Source organism: Nocardioides hankookensis (assembly GCF_042658885.1).
In the GTDB taxonomy this organism is placed as follows: domain Bacteria; phylum Actinomycetota; class Actinomycetes; order Propionibacteriales; family Nocardioidaceae; genus Nocardioides; species Nocardioides hankookensis.
This window is the reverse complement of sequence record NZ_JBHSRJ010000009.1, coordinates 641,620-662,706: the sequence shown is the minus strand read 5'-3', so window position 1 is coordinate 662,706 and position 21,087 is coordinate 641,620. Positions and strand designations below refer to the sequence as shown.

Sequence of the window (21,087 nt, the reverse complement as noted above, 5' to 3'; positions counted from 1 at the left end):
GCTCGCACCTCAACCACCGACTCGGTGGTTGAGGTGTGAGGAGCGCCAGCGACGAGCCTCGAAACCACCACTGGAGGATCAGTCGAACGACGAACGCCGCACCGACACGACCCAGCGGCGTCCCGGGTGCTCGGTGACGGTCCACAGGCGGCCGGAGACCGCGTCGTACGCCAGGTCCTCGGGTCCCATCGGCAGCCGGCGCCGGTGCTCGCGGAGGGCCCCGGGGGTGCCGGACCAGATCGAGCCGAGGCCGCGTGGACCGTTCGACGAGGAGACGTAGAGGCGCCCGTCGATCCGGGCGACGCCCTGGGCGCGGAGCACGTCGTGGGCGACCACCGTGGCCGGGCCGCCGTCGATCGGCATCTCGGCCATCCGCCGGGTCTGGCTGCGGCCGCCGTACTCCCCGACGACGAGGCTCGGCGGGTCGGTCGCGTCGTCGACGGTGACGAAGGAGAACCGCAGCTGCTCGTCGGCCTGGTCCTCGGGCACCAGCTGGTGGAGGACGGGCAGGAGGTGCTCCCCGTCGGGGGTGCGTACGACGTCCGCCGGGTCGCAGACCCACAGGCCCGCCCGCGTGGCCGCGACGTACAGGCGACCGGCGTGCCAGGCGAGGCCGCCGGCGTGGATCCGAAGCGGCTCGTGGCCGTCCGGGGTCGGGACGACCAGCGTGACGTGCTGGTAGCGACGCCGCCGCAGGTCGAGGAGGGACAGCCGGGCGCCGCCGCCCTTGGCGTACCAGGTGGTCGCCACCCGCGCGCGGTCCGGCGAGACCGCGATGCCCTGCGGCCACCACTCGGGGTCCGTGCGGTCGCGGCGGTCCCACGTCCACGCCCGGTGCAGCGACAGGCACGGCGCGAGCGTGCGCCGCAGGCGTCGGTCGAGCGGCACGGCGTCGAGACCGACGCGTCCGCCGTGGCGCGCCACCAGGGCGTCGACCTCCGCGGTCAGGTCGGGCGTGCGGGTGAGGTGCACCCGCGGAACGGTAGCGTCAGTGAGGTGGGCGCGGTGGTGGGTGCGGCGATCGTCCGCGACGGGCGGGTGCTGGCGGCGCGTCGTACGACGCCCCCGGAGACCGCGGGGCGCTGGGAGTTCCCGGGCGGCAAGGTCGAGCCGGGCGAGAGCGCCGCGCAGGCGCTCGTCCGGGAGATCGACGAGGAGCTCGGCTGCACCATCTCGGTCGTCTCCTGGCTCCCGGGCGAGGTGGCCATCGGCGACCGGCACGTGCTGACCGTGGCGCTCGCCGAGATCGTGACGGGCGAGCCCGATCCGCGCGAGCACGACGCCGTGCGCTGGCTGGACGCCGGCGAGATCGACCAGGTCGACTGGCTCGAGCCCGACCGTCCCTTCCTGGCCCACCTGCGACTGGGATGATGGCGCCCATGCGGGGGATCTTCTTCGGTGAGGACGACGCGTCGGCCGTGGTCGCCCGGCTGAGGTCGGCCGGCTACGAGGCTCGCGTCGAGCGCGAGCGTCTGGCCGGCGAGGACGACGACGAGGACCACCCCTGGGCGGTGCTGACCGATGCCCCCGAGCTGGTCCTGGAGCTGCTCGTCGAGGAGTACGACGGGTGGTTGGATGCGGAACAGGACGAGGGTGCCCGACGTTCGCACCCTCAGAGCCCCCTCGACCTCCCGACGCAGCCGCGCCGGATCAAGCGACCTTCCTAGGATTCCCACATGAGCTTCGACCAGCGCCTCCTGCTCGTCCACGCGCACCCCGACGACGAGTGCATCGGCAACGGCGCCACCATGGCGAAGTACGTCGCGGACGGTCGCGGCGTCACCCTCGTGACCTGCACGGCCGGCGAGATGGGGGAGATCCTGGTCCCCGAGCTCGAGCACCTCGCGGCCGACAAGGAGGACCGCCTCGGCGAGCACCGCAAGGGCGAGATCGCCAACGCGATGCAGGTCCTCGGCGTCACCGACCACCGCTGGCTGGGCGGCTTCGGGCGGTTCCGCGACTCCGGCATGAAGTGGCACGACGACGGCTACGCCATCCCGGCAGACGACATCCACGACAACGCCTTCTGGGCTGCCGACCTGACGGTGGCCGCCGACTACCTGGTCGAGATCATCCGCGACGTCCGCCCGCAGGTGCTGGCGACGTACGACCCCTTCGGCGGCTACGGCCACCCCGACCACATCCAGGCCCACCGGGTCGCGATGTACGCCGCACAGCTGGCCGCGGTTCCGTCGTACCGCAAGGACCTCGGCGAGCCGTGGGAGATCGCCAAGATCTACTGGAACGCCATGTCCGAGAGCCGGATGCGCGCGGGCCTGCGCGCCCTGCGCGACGCCGGCGACTCGACGAGCTTCGAGGGCATGGACCCCGACGGCCCGCTGCCGCCGTTCGTGACCGCCGACGAGAACCTCGCAGCCGCCGTCGACGCCCAGGACCACGTCGAGCAGAAGCTGGACGCGCTGCGCGCCTACCCCACGCAGGTCACCACCGACGGGCCGTTCTTCGCGTTGTCCAACAACGTCGGCAGCACCGCGTGGGGCATCGAGTACTACCGGATCGTCAAGGGCGAGCTCGGCGAGCGGGGCGAGGACGGGCTCGAGACCGACCTCTTCGCCGGGATCTGATGCGGCTCGTCGCCGCGCTCGGCCTGCTGCTCGCCGGGGCCGCGACGGCGATCGCGACGGTCGCCCTCCACCAGCTCGTCTGGGGGCTGGTGCTGGCCGTCGTCGCCACCAGCATCACCGTCCTCGCCCTCCCGCCGGGCTGGTGGACCCGGCTGGCCTTCGTCCTCGGGTTCGCCGCGATGCTGGGCTGGCTGACCGTGCCTCGGGCCGAGGGCGACTACCTGATCAGCCAGGACTGGCAGGGGTACGCCGTCCTCGGGTTCGGCATGGTGCTGCTCGTCGTCGGGGTCTCGACCCTGCCCCGTCCCGCCCGGCCGGCGACCGACGCTCCCTAGGATGTCCGCGTGACGAAGGCGCCCCGAGACAGCTCTGGCCGGGAGTCCGCCGGCGGCAAGGTCGTGGTCCTGCTCCTGGGCGGCCTGCTGGTGCTCGTCGGCGGTGCGTACGCCGCGGCGTACTTCGCGGCCGGCGACAAGGTGCCGCGCGGCACCACCGTCGCGGGCGTCGAGATCGGTGGCCTGACCCCGGCCGCGGCCGAGGAGGCGCTGAGCGCCGGGCTCGAGGACCGGGTCGACCGGCCGGTCCCGGTGAGCGTCGACGGGCAGACCGCGACGATCGACCCTGCGGACGCGGGCCTGACGGTCGACGTGCCGGCCACGGTCGAGCAGGCCGGCGGCGGCAAGAGCTGGGCTCCCGGCGACCTCTGGGACTACTGGACCGGTGGCGACGAGCAGGACCCGGTCGTGGACGTCGACCAGGCGTCCTTCGACGCGGCCCTCGAGGACCTGGCCGACGAGGTGGGCACGGCGGCGACCGACGGTGCCGTGGCCTTCAAGAAGGCGCGGATCGTCGTCACCGACCCGGCACCGGGCCAGGGCTTCGACCCCGAGGCGGCACGGACGGCGGTGCTCGGCTCCTACCTCTCCGAGGACGACGAGGTCGCCCGGCTCGAGACGACCGTGGTCCAGCCCGACATCGACGACGCCGACGTCCAGGAGGCCCTGGACAGCTTCGCCAACCCGGCCATGTCCGGCCCCGTCACCCTGGTCTTCGGCGACTCGCCGGTCGAGCTGCAGCCGCGCGACTTCTCCGCGGCGCTCGCGATGAAGGCCGAGGGCGGCGAGCTGGTGCCCGACCTCGACACCGACCGGCTGACGAAGCTGGTGGAGTCCGGCGTGAGCGAGGAGGACGAGCCGGTCGACGCGACCGTCGAGCTCGTCAACGGCAAGCCCCGTGTGGTGCCGGCGAAGCCGGGTGTCACCTTCGACCCGGCCGACGTCAGCAGCGCCTTCCTCGAGCTCGTCACCAGCAAGGACGACGACCGGACGATGAAGGTCGAGGCGACGGTCGCCGAGCCCGAGTTCACGACCGCGGACGCCAAGGCCCTCGGCATCAAGGAGCGGGTCTCGACGTTCACGACGTACTACCCCTACGCCGAGTACCGCAACGTCAACATCGGGCGCGCGGCCGAGCTGATCGACGGCACCGTCCTCAAGCCTGGCGACACCTTCTCGCTCAACGACATCGTCGGCGAGCGCACCGTCGAGAACGGCTTCACCACCGGCTTCATCATCAGCAACGGCCTCTTCAAGGAGGACCTCGGCGGGGGCGTCTCCCAGATGGCGACGACGACCTTCAACGCCATGTACTTCGCCGGCCTCAAGGACATCGAGCACAAGCCGCACTCCGTCTACATCGACCGCTACCCCGAGGGCCGCGAGGCGACGGTCGCCTGGGGCTCGGTCGACCTCCGCTTCCAGAACGACACCGACCACGGTGTCCTGGTCCACGCCACCGTGCAGCCGGGCTCGAGCTCCTCGCAGGGCGTCGTCACGGTCTCGATGTACTCCACCAAGACCTGGGACATCACCAGCAAGACCTCGCCGCGCTACAACTACCGCTCGCCGGGGACCCAGACGCAGGACACGGACGACTGCGTCCCCAACACGGGGTACGACGGCTTCGACGTCGACGTCACCCGCTACTTCCACCACGTCGGCGACGACGCGGTCGTGCGGTCCGAGAAGTTCCACACCAGCTACATCGCGTCCGACACGGTCATCTGCAAGCCCCCCAAGAAGAACTGACCCGGTGCTTGAGGTGCGAGGCGCGCTGGCGCCGAGCCTCGAAACCACCTCACCGTGACCGTCGCCACGCCGGCTCGTTGGGCCGGGCATGCGACGCATCCTCGGTCTCCTGCTCGTCCCGCTCGTCATCGGCCTGCTGGCCCTGGCGGCCCCGTCGTACGCCGCCCCGCCGACGCTGCCGACGTCGCCCTTCGGTGAGCCGACCGGCGCCAACGACTGGGACTGCGCCCCGACCGCGCAGCGACCGACGCCGGTGATCATCGTGCACGGCACGTTCGGCGACCGGAAGAGCCTGCTCGACGACCTGTCGGCGGCCATGGTCGACCGGGGCTTCTGCGTCTTCTCGCTCGACTACGGCAACCGCGGCACCGGTGAGATCTCGGCGTCGGCGAAGCAGCTCAAGAAGTTCGTCGCCAAGGTGCGCAAGGCCACCGGCGCGGCGAAGGTGTCGATGGTCGGCCACTCGCAGGGCGGCATGATGCCGCGCTACTACATCAAGTTCCTCGGCGGCGCGAAGGTCGTCGACGACCTGGTCGGCCTCTCGCCCTCCAACCACGGCACCACGATCGTCGGCGATCCCGGCAACCCGCTCACCGGCGCGCTCTGCCAGGCGTGCGACCAGCAGGCGGCCGGCTCGCCCTTCCTCACCAGGCTCAACGCCGGCGACGAGACGCCCGGCAAGGTCAGCTACACCCAGGTCACCACCCGCTACGACGAGGTCGTGGTGCCCTACACCTCGGCGTACCTCGCCGAGGGCCCGCGCACCACCAACGTCACCGTCCAGGACCTGTGCCCCGCCGACCTCGCCGAGCACGTGACGATCCCGATGAGCCGTACGGCGATCGCGGTCACCCTGAACGCGCTCACCCGTCGCGGCCCGGCCGACCCGGGCTTCAGGCCGAGCTGCTGAGGGCGCGGGCGAAGGGCGGCCAGACGGGCAGCCGGGGGACCAGCGTCGCCTGGACCGCGTGGTAGACGTCCGGCTTGCCGGCCCAGGTGCCCGCCGCCGGCTGGTTGTCCGGTGAGAGCTCGTGGTGCCAGGAGCCGTGCTCACGGTCGATGAACGACCGCTCGGCGTAGGTCCACCACTGCTCGGCGCACACGTCGTAGACGCGGTCGCCCGTCACGCGGGCCAGCGTCGCCGCGGCCGCGACCGCCTCGGTGAGCACCCAGTGCATCCGCTGGCGGACCACCGGCGTGCCGTCCCAGTCGACCGTGTAGACGAAGCCGGCGCTGCCGTCGACCGCCCAGCCGTCCCGCACGCCCGCGTCGAAGAGCGCGACCGCGTCCTCGAGCATCCAGCCCGGCGCGTCGTCGCCGAGGGCCTCGCGCAGCCCGAGCGTGAGCCGGCTCCACTCGAACCAGTGGCCGACCGTCGCGCCGTACGGTCGGAACGGGTGCGCCGGCTCGACGCGGTTGTAGTCGAGCAGCGGCCGCCACCGGGCATCGAAGTGCTCCGGGATCCGCCAGTCGTTGTCGCGGGCGAGGCCGTGCACGACGCGGGTGACGATCCGCTCGGCCCGGGCGACGTCGCCGACCGCGAGCAGCGCCTCGACGGTGTGCATGTTGGCGTTCACGCCGCGATAGCCGTCGAGGGTCGTCCACGCCTCGTCCCACTCCTCGACGACCATCCCGGCGTCCTCGTCCCAGAAGTGCGTGTCGAGCACGTCGAGCGCCTGGGCGAGCAGGGCGTCCGCCCCCGGCCGGTCCGCCACCGCGGCCGACGACGCGGCGAGCACCACGAAGGCGTGCTCGTACGCCGTCTTGCTGCGGGTCGCCGGGCCGTCGGGGCCGACCGCGGCGCACCAACCACCGTGCACCGGGTCGCGGAAGCGCCCGGTCAGCGCATCGATCCCGTGGTCGACGAGCTCCGCGGCGTACGGCCGGCCCATCAGGTGCGCGAGGGCGAACACGTGCGTCATCCGGCAGGTGATCCACAGCTCGACCGGCCGGTCCAGCTCCGGGCGGCCGTCGTCGTCGAGCCACGCGAAGCCGCCGTCGGGGTGCACGGACGCCCGGGCGAACTCCAGCAGCCGGTCGGTCTCCCGCTCGAGGTCCAGCGTCATGGGGTGAGCCTATGGAGGTCTCGTGGGAAGAGCGTCACCTCACGGATGTTGGCGACGCCGGTCAGCCGCGCGGTCCAGCGCTCGAGCCCGATCGCGAAGCCGCCGTGCGGCGGCATGCCGTGCTCGAACGCCTGGAGGTAGGACGCGTAGGTCGCCGGGTCCTCGCCGCGGGCGCGGATCGCCGCGTCGTACGACGAGGGGGTGTGCAGCCGCTGACCGCCGGTCACGAGCTCGAGCCCGCGGAAGAGCAGGTCGAAGCTGTTGGACCACCGTGGCTCCGCCGAGGGGTGGGTGTAGAACGGCCGCTTCGCCATCGGGTAGCCCTCGACGGCGAGGAAGTCGCTGCCGTGCTCCTCGAGGGCCCAGGCGCCGAGCGCGCGCTCGTGCTCCGGGGCGAGGTCGGGCTCGTCGTCCGGGGCACCGACCAGCGCGAGGGCGTCGCGGAAGTGGATCACCGGGATCTCGTCGGGCACGACCGGCACCTGGGCGCCGGTGCGGTCGACCGCCGCCGGCGCGTGCTCGTGGACGGCGGCGACCATCCCCGCGATCACCTCCCGGAGGACCGCGAGCACGTCGCGGTGGTCGTCGATGAAGCCGAGCTCCACGTCGAGGGAGACGTACTCGGCCAGGTGTCGCACGGTGTCGTGCGGCTCCGCGCGGAAGACCGGGCCGACCTCGTAGACCCGCTCGAAGACGCCGACCAGCTGCTGCTTGTAGAACTGCGGGCTCTGCGCGAGGTACGCCGGCCGCCCCAAGTAGTCGACCTCGAAGACGTTGGCCCCAGACTCGGTGGCCGAGGCCACGAACTTCGGGGTCTGGACCTCGGTGAAGCCGGCCGCGTCGAGCGTCGACCGGAAGCCCCGGACCGACGCGGCCGCGAGCTCCCAGCGGGCGCGCTGCGCCGGGTGCCGCCACGCGACCGGTGCGTGGTCCAGCAGGGTCGGCAGGGCGGCGCTCAGCTCGGGCCGCCACAGCTCGACCGGCGGGGTCGCTGCCGGCTCGGTCAGCAGCGTGATCCCAGGGTCGACGACCTCGACGCCGCCGGGCGCCTGGGCGTTCGCGACCAGCGTCCCGACGACCTCGACCGTCGTCTCCTCGGGCGGCAGCGCGCTGCCGTCGCGGACGACGACCTGCGCGAGCCCGGTGCGGTCGCGGACCACCAGGAACGAGACGGCGGACAGCTCGCGGCGCCGGTGCACCCAGCCCCGGAGCCGGACGGTGGTGCCGGGTGTTGCGGCGGGCAGGTCCGAGCAGAGCGTGCGTTGCAGCGTTGATCTCATGGTTACCTCCATAGGCGGAAGCCCTGGAGGTGTGGGCGGGGGCAAGGTCGCGGTGCCACCACACCTTTGCCGACAGATCATCGGCCTCTCGTCGGTACGCCGCACGCGCGGACGTCCGGATCTCCGCCGGCTCGCGGGAGGGTTGTCAGGCCTCGGGACGTCGCGCCCAGCGTACGCTGCGGCCCGTGGTCGTGCACTTCCGATTGACGTCGCCCCCGGGCGTGACCAAGCAGCTCGTCCACCTGCTCTCCGACCAGGCCTGGGTCACCAACGTGACACTCCAGGAGGGTGCGGTCGTCCGGCCCCAGGGCGACCTCGTCGAGTGCGACGTCGCCCGTGAGAAGGCCGGTGTGCTGCTCAACAAGCTCAACGGCCTCGGGCTGGACCGCTCCGGCGGCATCGTGATCACCACCCCGACCGGTACGCCGTTCGACGCCGCCCGCCGGCTCGAGGCGGCCGCGCCCGGGCACCCCGACGACGCCGTGATCTGGGAGGCGGTGGAAGCCCAGGCCGAGGCCGGGGCGATCCCGACCGTCTCGTTCCACGTCTTCCTGGTGCTGGCGGTGGCACTGGCGTCGATCGCCGTCATCACCGACTCCGCCGTGCTGGTCGTCGGTGCGATGGTCGTCGGCCCCGAGTACAGCGCGGTCGCGGCCTGCTGCGCCGGCATCGCGCTCGGCCGGGTCAGCCTCTTCGCCCGCGGTGTCCGCCTGCTCGTGCTCTCCTTCGTCTTCGCGATCGGCGTCGTCACGCTGCTCGCCCTGGTGGCCCGCGGCTTCGGCATGATCACCCTGGACGAGGTCACCCGCGCGCGGCCCAACACCGGCTTCATCTGGCACCCCGACCAGTGGTCCTTCATCGTGGCCGTGATCGCGGGCGCCGCCGGTGCGCTCGCGCTCGCCCTGTCCAAGACGGCCACCCTGGTCGGTGTGTTCATCAGCGTCACCACGGTCCCCGCGGCCGGCAACCTGGCACTCGGGCTCGCGTTCTGGGACAGCAGCGAGATCGCCGGGTCCGGCGAGCAGCTGCTCATCAACATCGTCGGGATGGTGCTCGCCGGCGCGGTCGTCCTGCTGCTGATGCGGTGGTGCTGGCCGAGCCTGACCGCCTGGTCGGAGCGGGTCTTCGGCCGGCAGGCCGACCTCGCGGACGACTAGCCCGACCGCTGGTCCAGCGCCAGGTAGCGGTACGCGTGGTGGGTGACGAAGCCCAGCCGCTCGTAGAGCGCCAGCGCCGGCACGTTGTCGCCCAGCACCTGGAGGTACGCCGTCGTCGCCCCGCGCTCGGCACCCCACTCCAGCAGCGCCGCCATCACCGCCACCCCCAGGCCCTGGCGCCGGTGCTCCGGGGACACCTCGATGCCGCGGAACCCCACCCAGTCCTCGGCGTACGCCGCGATGCCGCTGGCCCGGTCGCCGAGCCGCACGGTCACCAGGTCCCCGTCCTCGTCGTACGACATCGGTGGTTGAGGTGCGAGCGGAGCGAGCCTCGAAACCACCCGACTGGCCTGCGCCACCGACGCGACCTGGAAGAGCGTGTCGGCGTCGTTGCTCTCCAGCCCCCACCCGTGGCCGCGGAAGAGCGCGTCCTCGGCGGAGTCCGGCAGCACCGCGGCGATCGGCCGCCCGGTGCGCGACGCGTAGAACTCGACGACCCGCTCGTAGTCGCCGTCGACGCCGGACGGCCCGACCGCCAGCACCGAGTTCGCCCGGCGGGCCGTCGACGTGGGGGAGTGCCGCAGCGTCCAGCCGCCGAGCGGCTCCGTCGCCAGGTCGGGGAAGAGCGCGAGCGCCCGGCGCTGGGCGTCCAGCGGGGTGACCCGCTGCCGCACCGACGGGCGCGGCGGCACCGGCTTGCCGGAGACGATGTCGGCGATCGCGATCGTCACCGACGGCCCGGTCTCCGGCTGGACGACGCAGGTCCCGTCGGCCCAGGACAGGCAGGTGCCCAGGACGTCGGTCAGCGCCGGTCCGCCCGAGGGGCCGGTCTCGCTACGGAGCACCCGGCGGACCACGACGCGCTGCCCGACCACGTGGGGACCAAGCATGTGCTTGGTCACATCGTGAGGCGGGTCCACGGACGACACGGTCGGGATACTAGGCTGTGCGCGAACGCGTGCTCCCATGTCTCCAGGAGGAATCGGTGACCTACGTCATCTCCCAGCCGTGCGTCGACCTCAAGGACCGCGCGTGCGTTGACGAGTGCCCCGTTGACTGCATCTACGAGGGCAAGCGGATGCTCTACATCCACCCCGACGAGTGCGTGGACTGCGGGGCCTGCGAGCCGGTCTGCCCGGTCGAGGCGATCTTCTACGAGGACGACGTGCCCGAGGAGTCCAAGGGCTACTACGACGCCAACGTGCACTTCTTCGACGACCTGGGCTCGCCCGGTGGCGCCGCCAAGATGGGCGAGATCGACCACGACCACCCGATGATCGCCGCGCTGCCGCCGCAGGAGACCGACCACTGAGGGTCTCCGGCCGGCTCCCGGACTTCCCCTGGGACGCCCTGGTCGAGCACGCGGAGCGTGCTCGGGCACACCCGGACGGGATCGTCGACCTCTCGATCGGTACGCCGGTCGACCCGACGCCCGCGGTGGTCCAGGACGCGCTGCGGGCGGCCGCCGACTCGCCGGGCTACCCCCTGACGATCGGCACCCAGGCGACCCGCCAGGCGTGCATCGACTGGCTGTCGCGCCGGCACGGCGTGACCGGCCTGGGCCTCGACGGCGTGCTGCCGCTGATCGGCTCCAAGGAGCTCGTCGCCACGCTGCCGCTGCAGCTGGGGGTCGGCCCCGGCGACCTGGTCGCCTGGCCGGAGCTCGCCTACCCGACGTACGAGGTCGGCGCGGCGCTCGCCGGCGCCCGCGGGGTCGCCACCGACTCGCTGACGTCGTTCGGCCCCGAGACGCCGGCACTGCTGTGGATCAACTCGCCGTCCAACCCGACCGGGCGGGTGCTGCCGCCCGAGCACCTGAGGAAGGTCGTCGACTGGTGCCGCGAGCGCGGCACGGTCCTGGTCTCGGACGAGTGCTACCTCGAGTGCGCGTGGGACGCGACCCCGATGTCGGTGCTGCACCCCGACATCAGCGGCGGCTCGCACGAGGGCATCCTCGCGGTCCACTCGCTCTCGAAGCGCTCCAACCTCGCGGGCTACCGCTGCGCGTTCGTGGCCGGCGACCCCGCCCTCGTGGGCGAGCTGCTCGCCGTCCGCAAGAACCTCGGCCTGATCATGCCCGGCCCCCAGCAGGCCGCGATGGTGGCCGCCCTCGACGACGACGCTCACGTGGTCGAGCAGCACGCGCGGTACGCCGCGCGCCGCGCCAAGCTCCGCGAGGCGCTCGAGACGGCCGGCTTCCGGGTCGACCACTCGGAGGCGTCGCTCTACCTCTGGTGCAGCCGCGACGAGGACTGCTGGGCGACGGTCTCCTGGCTGGCCGAGCGCGGCATCCTGGCCGCGCCGGGCTCGTTCTACGGTGCCGCGGGCTCGCAGCACGTCCGGGTCGCGTTCACCGCGACGGACGAGCGGGTCGACGCGGCGGTGGCCCGCCTAGCCTCGGTGATCGAGTAGCCGCCGAGGGACGAGGCGGCGTATCGAGATCAGCTCGCCAGTCCGATGGTGGCGTCGTGCCCGTCCGGCGTCAGGTAGTGCCCGTCGTCGAAGAGGATGACGCCGTTGCACAGCCGGCACCAACCCTGGTCGCCGTGGTGGTCGGAGACCACCTGGGCGGTGCAGCAGTCGGCTGAGTCGCGGTCCGGGCAGGTCGGTGAGTGGGTGCACATCGTCGGTCTCCAAGGGAACGTGGTCTACGTCTCCATCGGCACGTGGTCGGTGAAGCCTGAGCGGTTGTGTCCGCCTGCTCTCCAGCATGCGCCTGCGCGCCGACATCCGCAGGCGGTTCTCCACAAGCGGCGGGTCGCCGGCTACGGGTAGACGTCGACGTGGACGTGGTCGCGGTGCTCGAGGATGGCCCGGTCGCCGGACCGCTCGGGCGGCTCGTAGTGCCGCCAGCCGTCCCCGGACTTCGAGCCGGCCGTCCAGATCCGGCCGTCGAAGATCACGGTCTTGATGTCGAGCCGGTCGGCCTGGGCCACGAGGTACTGCGCGATCGCCCAGCCCCGGACCTTGTTCTCCGCGCTGATCGGGCGCACGAAGATGTCGACGGCCCGGCCCTCGTAGTGGGCCGAGCCCGCCATGTGGCCGGTCTGCACGCCGCCGGGTGCGAACCCGCCGAGCGGCGGGTCGTCGAACACCTCGGAGACCTCGCGACGGACCACCTCGGCGCGGTGGGTCAGCCCGGTGCCGGTCAGCCGGGCCGACACGGCGTCGGGGGTGCCGCCGAGCCGGCAGCCGAAGGCGTGGCGGGAGTTGCCGGTGAGCGCCGACGCCAGCACGCGGGCGTCGGCCTCGTGGTCGGCGTACGCCTCCGGGAAGCCGGACCGCTGCACCCGCTGCGCCGCCACGGTGACCCGCATCGACTCGTAGCCGTCGAGCTTCGCGAGCTCGTCGTAGAAGGCGTTGGTGGCGTAGTAGGGGTCCTGGATCTCGGCGCGGGTGCCCCAGCCCTGCGACGGGCGCTGCTGGAACAGGCCGAGCGAGTCGCGGTCGCCGGACTCCAGGTTGTAGAGCTTGGACTCCTGGTACGCCGTGGCCAGGGCGATCGTCGCGGCCCGCGCGGGCATGCCGCGGTCGACCGCGACGGCGGTGATCAGCGCGGCGTTCTCGGCCTGCTCGAGGTCGAGCGTCACCGTGCGGCCCTCGACGGTGGCGGTGCACTCGTCGGGCTGGAAGAGGGGGGTGACCTGGCGGACCAGGCCGTAGCCGACGACCGCGGCCACCCCGACACCGGCGAGGCCGACCACGGCCACGCCCGTGCGGAACTTCATGGGCCCAGTGTGCGGACGCGGCCCAAGCCGCGCCGAATCCTCGAGCGGATCCTCAGTTGGCGTGCAGGGCGGCGTTGAGCTCGACGCCGTCGCTCTTCCACGGCACCGCCTCGATGGCGCCGGTCACCGAGTTGCGGCGGAAGAGCACGTTGCTGGCGCCGGAGAGCTCGAGTGCCTTGACGACCTTGGGCTTGCCGTCCAGGTCGGTCATGGTCACCTTCGTGCCGGCCGTGACGTAGCACCCGGCCTCGACCACGCAGTCGTCGCCGAGCGAGATGCCGATGCCGGCGTTCGCGCCCAGCAGGCAACGCTCGCCGATCGAGACGACCTGCTTGCCGCCGCCCGACAGGGTGCCCATGATCGACGAACCGCCACCGACGTCGGAGCCGTCGCCGACGACGACGCCGGCGGAGATCCGGCCCTCGACCATGCTGGTCCCGAGCGTCCCGGCGTTGTAGTTGACGAAGCCCTCGTGCATCACCGTCGTGCCCTCGGCCAGGTGCGCGCCGAGGCGGACCCGGTCGGCGTCGGCGATCCGAACCCCCGCCGGGAGGACGTAGTCCACCATCCGGGGGAACTTGTCGACGCCGAACACGGTCAGGTGCCGGCCGTTGGCGCGCAGCCGCGCCCGGGTCATCTCGAAATTCTCGACCGCGCACGCGCCGGCGCTGGTCCACACGACGTTGGTGAGCAGTCCGAAGATGCCCTCGAGGTTGACCGAGTGCGGCACGACGAGCCGCGACGACAGCAGGTGCAGGCGCAGCCAGACGTCCTCGGTGGAGGCCGGCGGCGCCTGGAGGTCGGCGATCTCGACCAGCAGCACCTCACGGGAGACGTCGCGGTCCTCGTCGCGGCCCTGCAGCCGTCCCACCTCGGCCGGCACCAGCTCGTCGGCCGGCTTCTCGCCCAGCGCCGGCTCCGGGAACCACACGTCCAGGACGGTGCCGGCGGTGTCGATCGTGGCGAGGCCGAAGCCCCAGGCAGTAGTCGGTGCGGCGCTCACGGGCGTACAGCCTAGGGGTTGCCGACCGCCGGCTAGTCCCCGGTCCGCCCGTCGATGCACTCGCGCAGGAGGTCGGCGTGGCCGCAGTGCCGCGCGTACTCCTCGATGAGGTGGACGACCACCTCGCGCATCTCCAGGTCGCCGTCGTCGTGCTGGCCGAGGTGGTCCATCGGGTGGCTCGCCTGGAACTCCCGGGCATGGGCGACCTCGGTGCGCCACGCCTCCCACGCCTCGGCGACCACCGCGTCGTCGGCGACCGCTCCGTCGAAGTCGGCGTCGCGGTGCTCGTCCTTGCCCCACATCTTCGGCAGGTCGAGGTTGCGCTCCATCACCCGGCGCCACCACGAGTACTCGACGGCCGCCAGGTGCCGCACCAGCCCGAGCAGGCTCATGCTGCTCGGCGGCACCGAGCGCTGGGCGAGCTGCTCGGCGTCCAGCCCCTCGCACTTGCGCTCGAGCACGCCACGGAAGTGGTCGAGGTACTCGATCAGGACTGCGGCCTCGCCGCGGTGGGGAGTCTCGTCGCTCATGGGTGACAGTCGATCATGCCGGGCGCCTAGCACCGTCGGTGGAAGGTGACCTTCCCGTTCGGGTGGTGGGTCAGCTGGTAGGTGGGGTCGTGGGCTCGGGTGTGGTGTCAGGGGCACAGCAGTCCGCCGTCATCGAGGTCGGTAGGCCCTCCGTCGGCCCAGCGGATCCAGTGGCGGCCGTGGCACATCCAGGGCGGGCAGTCGCAGCCCTCGGCGACGCAGCCGCGGTCTCTGATGGCCATGGCGGTGAGCTGTGCCTTGGTGAAGAACCGGCGGGCACGCCCGACGTCGAGGACCTCGGAGTCGCCGCCGAGGGCGACGGGGACGATCCGGGCGGTGCACGCGAGCCGGCGGACCTGGCCGGGGCTGATCGGTTCGCCGGTGTCGAGGACACCGGCCTGATCGACCTGCCCGATGAGCGACTCGTACGAGAGCGTGACGACGATGGTGGCGTCCCGGCCGCCGACCTTGGGGAGGTCCTTCGCCGAGATCCGTTCGATGAGCTCGCAGAACGCTCGTCCCATCCGCTCCGGCCCGGGTCGGCGTTCCACGCCTGCGCCGTGGGTGGCGGCCTGGTGCTTGGGCGCGGCGAGCGCTTGGAGCATCTTCTTCAACGCGGCCGCCTGCACGACCGGCATGGTGAACTGGCCGTGGACCTTGCCGTGACCGTCGTCGGTCATCGTGAGCCGGCACGCCGTCGCCGCCTCGGCCTCGTCGCGCTCCAACAGCTGTGCTTCGTGGGCGTCGGCGATCTCGGGGGCCACCACCTCGAGGAGGCGCCGGCCGAGGATCTTCAGCGCCTTCGCATCGTGCTCCTGCGCCGCCTCCACGAGATGCTGCTCAGCACGCGCCACGAGATCGGGGTCGAGGTCGTAGCCGAGCCGGACGGTGCGGTGTGCGGCCGGGCGGGTCTGCTTCGTCTCGTGGGCGAGCCAGTTCGCCGTCGACGTCGCACCGGTCTCGTGGCCGACCTCCAGGTCGTCGGCATGCCGAGCGACCCGCGACCTCAGCTCGACCACCTGCGCCTCGAGCCGGGTCAGCTCGACGAGCGTCTGCGCGGTCTCGACGACGTCCATGGACCACATCGACGCGTCGACCACAGCGTCCGCGGCGGCGCGCATCTGCGCGGTCGCGGTCGCCACTCGGTGGCGGGGTGTGGTCATCGCTGTCATGGTGAAACTCAACCAGGGACCGCCGACAGTCAGACGCTCAGAACCCTTGTTCTGACCGGCATGTGGACAATTTCGAGACGTATTTTCGAGTCCACTTTCGTGGGGCGTCGCGCTCGTCGCCCTGGCCGGCTCTCCGGGGTTTCGAGACGGCGCTGGCGCGCCTCCTCAACCACCGGTGCCGTGGGCCGCAAGGCCGGGAGACGACGTCGGCCCGAGACCGCCGCACCCGCCTTTGCTGCCTGTCGGCGGCCAACCCGCGCCCTCCCGCAGGCCGAAGGTCACCTCACCGGGTCTCGAGGCTCGGGCCTAGCGGCCCTCACACCTCACCCACCGGACGCCTGGTGCGGGCGAGTCGGACGCCGACGGCGATGAGTCCGGCGACGGTGACGACCATGGCGACGAGGGCGGTCGCCACCGGCCAGGCGGGCCACCCTCGCTGCTGGTGGCCGGACGAGGTGACCGCGAGCGCGACGGCCTCCAGGAGCAGCAGCGAGAAGAGGACGTGGAGCCTGGGCCCGGTCCTGCCCCGGACTGCACCCGCGGCGCCGCGCACGATGGTCACCACGGGCAGCACCACGATCCACCACGCGAGGAGGACGCAGAGCACGGCGAGGACGGCCAGGAGCACGCCGAGGAACGGCACCGCGAACGCCCCGCCGTCGAACCCGTCGTCACTGAGCACGGTGCCGAGCGCGGCCAGGCACCCGACCACCGTCTGGACGACGACGAGCAGGCCGCCGATGCGCACGGCCGACCCCACCACGGCAGACTCGGCGTCGAGCGGGCTGCGCAGGCCGGCTCCGAGCGCCAGGACGAGCCCGACCGCCAGGTCGGCGCCGATCATCACCCAGAGCAGGTCGAGGTCCTGGGTCGCGATCACGGCCACCTGCGCCGCGGAGGCGGTGAGGATCCCGATCCAGGCGAGACGCGCCACGGACGTGGCTGCTCGGCGCTGCTGCGGCCGCGGCCGGCGGCGCGCCTTGGCTCGTCCCATCGTCATCCCTCCCGGTGACGGGTCTACCCCCGGGCGCCGACCGGCAATCCGATTGGCGGGTGGGAGCGCGCACGCCGTACGCTTCCAGGCACAGGCGTTCGAGCCGTCATCAGCGGCGAGCCCCGGGAAGAACAGCGCAAGCCCAGTAGACCCCGGCGGGTAGGCCCGTCACAGCCGTGAACGAGTGGTCCCGTCGTACGGCGGGGCAAGCAGGGTGGTACCGCGGCAGATGTCGTCCCTGTGGTTGGCAGCCCGATCACAGAGAGACACCCCGATGACGTACCCCAAGGTCGAAGGCTCGGTCCCCTCCAGCCCGCGCTTCCCGGAGATCGAGGAGCGCATCCTCGCGTTCTGGGAGCAGGACGGCACCTTCCAGGCGAGCATCGACCAGCGCGACGCGGGCGAGGACGGCGCCAACGAGTTCGTCTTCTACGACGGCCCGCCGTTCGCCAACGGCCTGCCGCACTACGGCCACCTGCTGACGGGCTACGTCAAGGACCTGATCCCGCGCTACCAGACGATGCGCGGCAAGAAGGTCGAGCGCCGCTTCGGCTGGGACACCCACGGGCTGCCCGCGGAGCTCGAGGCGATGCGCCTCAACGGCATCAAGACCACCGACGAGATCCTCGAGCTCGGCATCGAGAAGTTCAACGAGGCCTGCCGCGCGTCGGTGATGCAGTACACCGGCGACTGGCGGGAGTACGTCACCCGCCAGGCCCGCTGGGTCGACTTCGACAACGACTACAAGACGATGAACCCCGACTACATGGAGTCGGTGATCTGGGCCTTCCAGCAGCTCTTCGACAAGGGCCTGGTCTACGAGGGCTTCCGGGTGCTGCCCTACTGCTGGAACGACGAGACCCCGCTCTCCAACCACGAGCTGCGGATGGACGACGACGTCTACCAGATGCGGCAGGACCCCGCCGTCACGGTCGGGTACGACGTGACGACCGACGGCCCCTTCCAGGGCGCCAAGCTGCTCGTCTGGACGACGACCCCGTGGACCCTGCCGAGCAACCTCGCGGTGATGGTCGGTGAGGACATCGACTACGTCGTCGTCTCGGTCGAGGGGGTGCGCTACATCCTGGCGGAGGCGCGCGTCGCGTCGTACGCCCGCGAGCTGGGGGAGTCGCCCGAGGTGACCTGGCGCGGCACGGGCGCGGACCTGGTCGGCCTCGTCTACGACCCGCCGTTCACCTACTACCGCGGCCACGAGCGTGCCTTCCGCGTGGTGCCCGCCGAGTTCGTGACGACCACGGACGGCACCGGCCTCGTCCACACCGCCGGCGCCTTCGGTGAGGACGACAAGATCGTCACCGACCGCGAGGGCATCGAGGCCGTGATGCCGGTCGGCAAGGACGGCAAGTTCACGTTCCCGGTCGTCGACTACGAAGGCCTGCAGGTCTTCGACGCCAACCTCCAGATCATCGACCACCTGAAGTCCGGCGGCGGCGCCGTCACCGAGGGCACGGTGCTGCTGCGCCGCGAGACCTACGACCACAGCTACCCGCACTGCTGGCGTTGCCGCGAGCCCCTCATCTACAAGGGCGTCTCGTCGTGGTTCGTCGAGGTCACGGCGATCAAGCAGCGGATGCTCGAGCTCAACCAGCAGATCAACTGGGTCCCGGACCACATCCAGGACGGCCAGTTCGGCCGCTGGCTGGAGAACGCCCGCGACTGGTCGATCACCCGCAACCGCTTCTGGGGCTCCCCGGTGCCGGTGTGGAAGAGCGACGACCCGACGTACCCCCGCATCGACGTCTACGGCTCCTTCGAGCAGATCGAGGCCGACTTCGGCCGGCTGCCGCGCAACCAGCAGGGCGAGCCCGACCTGCACCGGCCGTACGTCGACGACCTGGTGCGCCCGAACCCCGACGACCCGACCGGGAAGTCGATGATGCGGCGCGTCCCGGACGTGCTCGACGTCTGGTTCGACTCAGGGTCGATGTCGTTCGCCCAGGTGCACGTGCCGTTCGAGAACGAGGACTGGTTCACGCACCACTTCCCGGCGGACTTCATCGTCGAGTACATCGGCCAGACCCGCGGCTGGTTCTACACGCTGCACATCCTGGCGACGGCGATCTTCGACAAGCCGGCGTTCGAGAACTGCATCAGCCACGGCATCGTGCTCGGCTCCGACGGCAACAAGATGTCGAAGTCGCTGCGCAACTACCCCGACGTGCGCGAGGTCTTCGACCGCGACGGCGCCGACGCGATGCGCTGGTTCCTGATGTCGTCGCCGATCCTGCGCGGCGGCAACCTGGTCGTCACCGAGCAGGGCATCCGCGACTCCGTGCGCCAGGTCCTGATCCCGCTCTGGAACAGCTGGTACTTCTTCCAGCTCTACGCCAACGCCTCGTCGTACGACGCGAAGGTGTCGACCGCGTCGACCGACCCGCTGGACCGCTACCTGCTGGCCAAGTGCCGCGACTTCGTCGAGGAGATGACCACGGCGCTGGACGCGTACGCCGTGGCGGACGCGTGCGACGCGACCCGGTCGTTCCTGGACCTGCTGACGAACTGGTACATCCGCCGCTCGCGGGACCGCTTCTGGGGCGACAACCCGGCCGCGTTCGACACCCTCTACACGGTGCTCGAGGTCGTCTGCCGGGCCACGTCGCCGCTGATGCCGCTGACGACCGAGGAGGTCTGGCGCGGCATGACGGGCGGTCGCTCGGTGCACCTGGCGGACTGGCCGATGGTCGACGAGCTGCCGGCCGACGAGGCGCTGGTCGCGGCGATGGACCAGGTCCGTGAGGTCTGCTCCGCGTCGTCCGCGCTGCGCAAGGCCCGCAACCTCCGCAACCGGCTGCCGCTCGCGTCGCTCACCGTGGTCGTCGACGACCCGGCCGCACTGTCCGGCTTCGAGGCGATCGTGCGCGACGAGGTCAACGTCAAGGACGTCCGCCTCCTCGCGGCCGACTCCGACGAGGCCGCGGCGTACGGCGTCGAGCAGAAGCTCACCGTCAACGCCCGCGCCGCCGGCCCGCGGCTGGGCAAGGACGTGCAGGTCGCGATCAAGGGCTCGAAGTCCGGTGACTGGTCGGTGGGCGAGGACGGCACCGTCACCGCGGGCGGGCTCGCGCTGGAGGAGGGGGAGTACACCCTCGAGACCGTCGCCGGCTCCGCCGACAGCGGTACGGCGACCGGCGTGCTGCGCAGCGGTGGCTTCGTCGTCCTCGACACCGAGGTCACGCCCGAGCTCGCCGCCGAGGGCCTGGCCCGCGACCTGGTCCGCCAGGTCCAGCAGGCCCGACGTGACGCCGGCCTCGACGTCTCCGACCGGATCGCGCTGACGATCGCCGGGGGCGAGGCCGTGCAGGCCGCCGCCCGCGCCCACGAGCAGCTGATCGCCAGCGAGACCCTGGCAACGTCATACGAGGTGGTCGCCGGAGCGACCGAGTCGTATGACGTCCCGGTGGGCGACGGCGAGAAGGCCGCCGTCAGGGTGGCGAAGGCCTAGCTGAGACCGAGTCGGCCGGCGAGGCGGTCGAGGGAGCCGAGGACCTCGTCCTCGGACTTGTCCGGGACACCCCAGATCAGCTCGGTGGCGCCCTGCTCGGCCCACGTCATCAGGTCCTCGGGGTTCGGCTTGAAGGCGATCAGGATCCGGATCTCGGGGGCGCCGTCGCGGCCGGCGTCGGCCCAGGCGGTCTTGAGCGCCTCGATCTGGGCGCTGATGTCGGACTGGGTGGGCGTGGTCATCCAGCCGTCGGCGTTGGCCGCGATCCAGGCGAAGGTCTTCGGGCCGCCGCCGGCGCCGATGATGAGCGGGATGTGGGCGGCCGGCTTCGGGAACGCCCAGGACGGCCCGAACGACACGAACTCGCCGTCGTACGACGCCTCGTCCTGCGTCCACAGCGAGCGCATCGCCTCGACGTACTCCTTGAGCACGGTGCGCCGCTTGGCGGCGGGCACGTGGTGGTCGGCGAGCTCGTCGGTGTTCCAGCCGAAGCCGGCGCCGATCTCCACCCGACCGCCGGAGAGGTAGTCGAGCGTGGCGATCTGCTTGGCGAGCGTGATCGGGTCCGACTCGACCGGCAGCGCGACCGCGGTCGACAGCTTGATCCGCGACGTCACCTGCGCGGCGGTCGCCAGCGAGACCCACGGGTCGAGGGTGCGCGTGTAGCGGTCGTCGGGCAGCGTCTCGTCGCCGGTGCCGGGGTGCGCGGCGGTCCGCTTCACCGGGATGTGCGTGTGCTCGGGCACGTAGAACGTGTCGAAGCCGCGCTCCTCCGCGGCCGCGGCGAGCGTGGCCGGCCGGATGCCGCGGTCGGAGGTGAAGAGGACGAGTCCGTTGCGCATGCGCCGATACTAGAACGTGTTGCAGTTTTCTGGACAGGTGTCCGCGGTGGGAGAGTTTCGTCGGTCGGCCGACGAAACTCACGCTTGGACGATGAACCTTTGTCGTCCAAGCGTGAGAAACGTCGGCCGACCGACAAAACTCCACTCCGACCGGGCCGCCCGTCGGACGGCCGGGCTGGT

The 21,087-nt window shown here is 71.8% G+C and carries 21 protein-coding genes; 10 read left to right on the top strand and 11 right to left on the bottom strand.

Translation table 11 applies throughout. From position 1 onward, the window contains the following. Positions 1-78: 78 nt before the first annotated feature. Positions 79-972: a hypothetical protein gene (locus tag ACFPYL_RS22820; protein WP_379160026.1), complete on the bottom strand. Its 894-nt coding sequence runs from the start codon at positions 970-972 to the stop codon at positions 79-81. Between the two features lie 24 nt (positions 973-996). Between ACFPYL_RS22820 and ACFPYL_RS22815 the strand changes: the two genes are divergently transcribed. The 6 genes from ACFPYL_RS22815 (at position 997) to ACFPYL_RS22790 (ending at position 5,582) form a co-directional block, all read left to right on the top strand. After that, a complete protein-coding gene (locus ACFPYL_RS22815; RefSeq protein ID WP_379160023.1) occupies positions 997-1,371 on the top strand; it encodes a (deoxy)nucleoside triphosphate pyrophosphohydrolase in 375 nt (124 codons plus the stop codon). Positions 1,372-1,379: 8 nt separating this feature from the next. Beyond that, positions 1,380-1,667 (top strand): hypothetical protein, encoded by a 288-nt coding sequence (locus ACFPYL_RS22810; protein WP_379160020.1) that lies wholly within the window; start codon positions 1,380-1,382, stop codon positions 1,665-1,667. Between the two features lie 9 nt (positions 1,668-1,676). After that, a complete protein-coding gene (gene mshB, locus ACFPYL_RS22805) occupies positions 1,677-2,585 on the top strand; it encodes an N-acetyl-1-D-myo-inositol-2-amino-2-deoxy-alpha-D-glucopyranoside deacetylase (protein ID WP_379160017.1) in 909 nt (302 codons plus the stop codon). After that, positions 2,585-2,920 (top strand): hypothetical protein, encoded by a 336-nt coding sequence (locus ACFPYL_RS22800; protein ID WP_379160014.1) that lies wholly within the window; start codon positions 2,585-2,587, stop codon positions 2,918-2,920. Before mshB ends, ACFPYL_RS22800 begins: the two co-directional genes overlap by 1 nt. A gap of 9 nt (positions 2,921-2,929) precedes the next feature. Next, complete coding sequence (locus ACFPYL_RS22795) at positions 2,930-4,672, top strand: VanW family protein (protein WP_379160011.1); 1,743 nt, start codon at positions 2,930-2,932, stop codon at positions 4,670-4,672. An 88-nt stretch (positions 4,673-4,760) separates the two neighbouring features. Beyond that, positions 4,761-5,582 (top strand): esterase/lipase family protein, encoded by an 822-nt coding sequence (locus ACFPYL_RS22790; RefSeq protein ID WP_379160008.1) that lies wholly within the window; start codon positions 4,761-4,763, stop codon positions 5,580-5,582. On the opposite strand, the gene ACFPYL_RS22785 is transcribed toward ACFPYL_RS22790, so the two are convergent. Together ACFPYL_RS22785 and aspS are read right to left on the bottom strand one after the other, a co-directional pair. After that, a complete protein-coding gene (locus tag ACFPYL_RS22785) occupies positions 5,566-6,738 on the bottom strand; it encodes an AGE family epimerase/isomerase (RefSeq protein WP_379160005.1) in 1,173 nt (390 codons plus the stop codon). The two genes, ACFPYL_RS22790 and ACFPYL_RS22785, sit on opposite strands and share 17 nt — an antisense overlap. Then, positions 6,735-8,018 (bottom strand): aspartate--tRNA(Asn) ligase, encoded by a 1,284-nt coding sequence (aspS, locus tag ACFPYL_RS22780; RefSeq protein WP_379160002.1) that lies wholly within the window; start codon positions 8,016-8,018, stop codon positions 6,735-6,737. Before aspS ends, ACFPYL_RS22785 begins: the two co-directional genes overlap by 4 nt. Positions 8,019-8,203: 185 nt before the next feature. On the opposite strand from aspS, the gene ACFPYL_RS22775 reads away from it, so the two are divergent. Further along, positions 8,204-9,175: a DUF389 domain-containing protein gene (locus tag ACFPYL_RS22775; protein ID WP_379160000.1), complete on the top strand. Its 972-nt coding sequence runs from the start codon at positions 8,204-8,206 to the stop codon at positions 9,173-9,175. On the opposite strand, the gene ACFPYL_RS22770 is transcribed toward ACFPYL_RS22775, so the two are convergent. After that, positions 9,172-10,065: a GNAT family N-acetyltransferase gene (locus tag ACFPYL_RS22770; RefSeq protein WP_379159997.1), complete on the bottom strand. Its 894-nt coding sequence runs from the start codon at positions 10,063-10,065 to the stop codon at positions 9,172-9,174. The genes ACFPYL_RS22775 and ACFPYL_RS22770 overlap by 4 nt on opposite strands. Before the next feature lie 95 nt (positions 10,066-10,160). Here ACFPYL_RS22770 and fdxA point away from each other — a divergent pair, with 95 nt between their 5' ends. Next, positions 10,161-10,487 (top strand): ferredoxin, encoded by a 327-nt coding sequence (gene fdxA / locus ACFPYL_RS22765; RefSeq protein WP_379159994.1) that lies wholly within the window; start codon positions 10,161-10,163, stop codon positions 10,485-10,487. Next, positions 10,484-11,587 (top strand): succinyldiaminopimelate transaminase, encoded by a 1,104-nt coding sequence (dapC, locus tag ACFPYL_RS22760; RefSeq protein ID WP_379160895.1) that lies wholly within the window; start codon positions 10,484-10,486, stop codon positions 11,585-11,587. Before fdxA ends, dapC begins: the two co-directional genes overlap by 4 nt. 29 nt (positions 11,588-11,616) lie before the next feature. Here the strand turns inward: dapC and ACFPYL_RS22755 are convergent, their stop codons facing one another. The 6 genes from ACFPYL_RS22755 to ACFPYL_RS22730 form a co-directional block, all read right to left on the bottom strand. After that, positions 11,617-11,799 carry a DUF5999 family protein gene (locus ACFPYL_RS22755; RefSeq protein WP_379159991.1) on the bottom strand — a complete coding sequence of 61 codons (183 nt, stop codon included), beginning with the start codon at positions 11,797-11,799 and terminating at the stop codon, positions 11,617-11,619. A 141-nt stretch (positions 11,800-11,940) separates the two neighbouring features. Continuing rightward, complete coding sequence (locus ACFPYL_RS22750) at positions 11,941-12,903, bottom strand: hypothetical protein (RefSeq protein WP_379159988.1); 963 nt, start codon at positions 12,901-12,903, stop codon at positions 11,941-11,943. A 52-nt stretch (positions 12,904-12,955) separates the two neighbouring features. Continuing rightward, entirely contained in the window at positions 12,956-13,906 is a 951-nt protein-coding gene (gene dapD, locus ACFPYL_RS22745; protein WP_379159986.1) for a 2,3,4,5-tetrahydropyridine-2,6-dicarboxylate N-succinyltransferase, read from the bottom strand. A 32-nt stretch (positions 13,907-13,938) separates the two neighbouring features. Then, positions 13,939-14,436: a DinB family protein gene (locus ACFPYL_RS22740; protein ID WP_379159984.1), complete on the bottom strand. Its 498-nt coding sequence runs from the start codon at positions 14,434-14,436 to the stop codon at positions 13,939-13,941. A gap of 107 nt (positions 14,437-14,543) precedes the next feature. Further along, on the bottom strand, positions 14,544-15,599 hold the full coding sequence (locus ACFPYL_RS22735) for a DUF222 domain-containing protein (RefSeq protein ID WP_379159981.1): 1,056 nt from the start codon (positions 15,597-15,599) through the stop codon (positions 14,544-14,546). A 325-nt stretch (positions 15,600-15,924) separates the two neighbouring features. Then, complete coding sequence (locus tag ACFPYL_RS22730; RefSeq protein WP_379159978.1) at positions 15,925-16,602, bottom strand: hypothetical protein; 678 nt, start codon at positions 16,600-16,602, stop codon at positions 15,925-15,927. Between the two features lie 274 nt (positions 16,603-16,876). On the opposite strand from ACFPYL_RS22730, the gene ileS reads away from it, so the two are divergent. Continuing rightward, positions 16,877-20,065 (top strand): isoleucine--tRNA ligase, encoded by a 3,189-nt coding sequence (gene ileS / locus ACFPYL_RS22725; protein ID WP_379159975.1) that lies wholly within the window; start codon positions 16,877-16,879, stop codon positions 20,063-20,065. On the opposite strand, the gene ACFPYL_RS22720 is transcribed toward ileS, so the two are convergent. Further along, a complete protein-coding gene (locus ACFPYL_RS22720) occupies positions 20,062-20,907 on the bottom strand; it encodes an LLM class F420-dependent oxidoreductase (protein WP_379159972.1) in 846 nt (281 codons plus the stop codon). The two genes, ileS and ACFPYL_RS22720, sit on opposite strands and share 4 nt — an antisense overlap. Between the last annotated feature and the right edge of the window lie 180 nt (positions 20,908-21,087).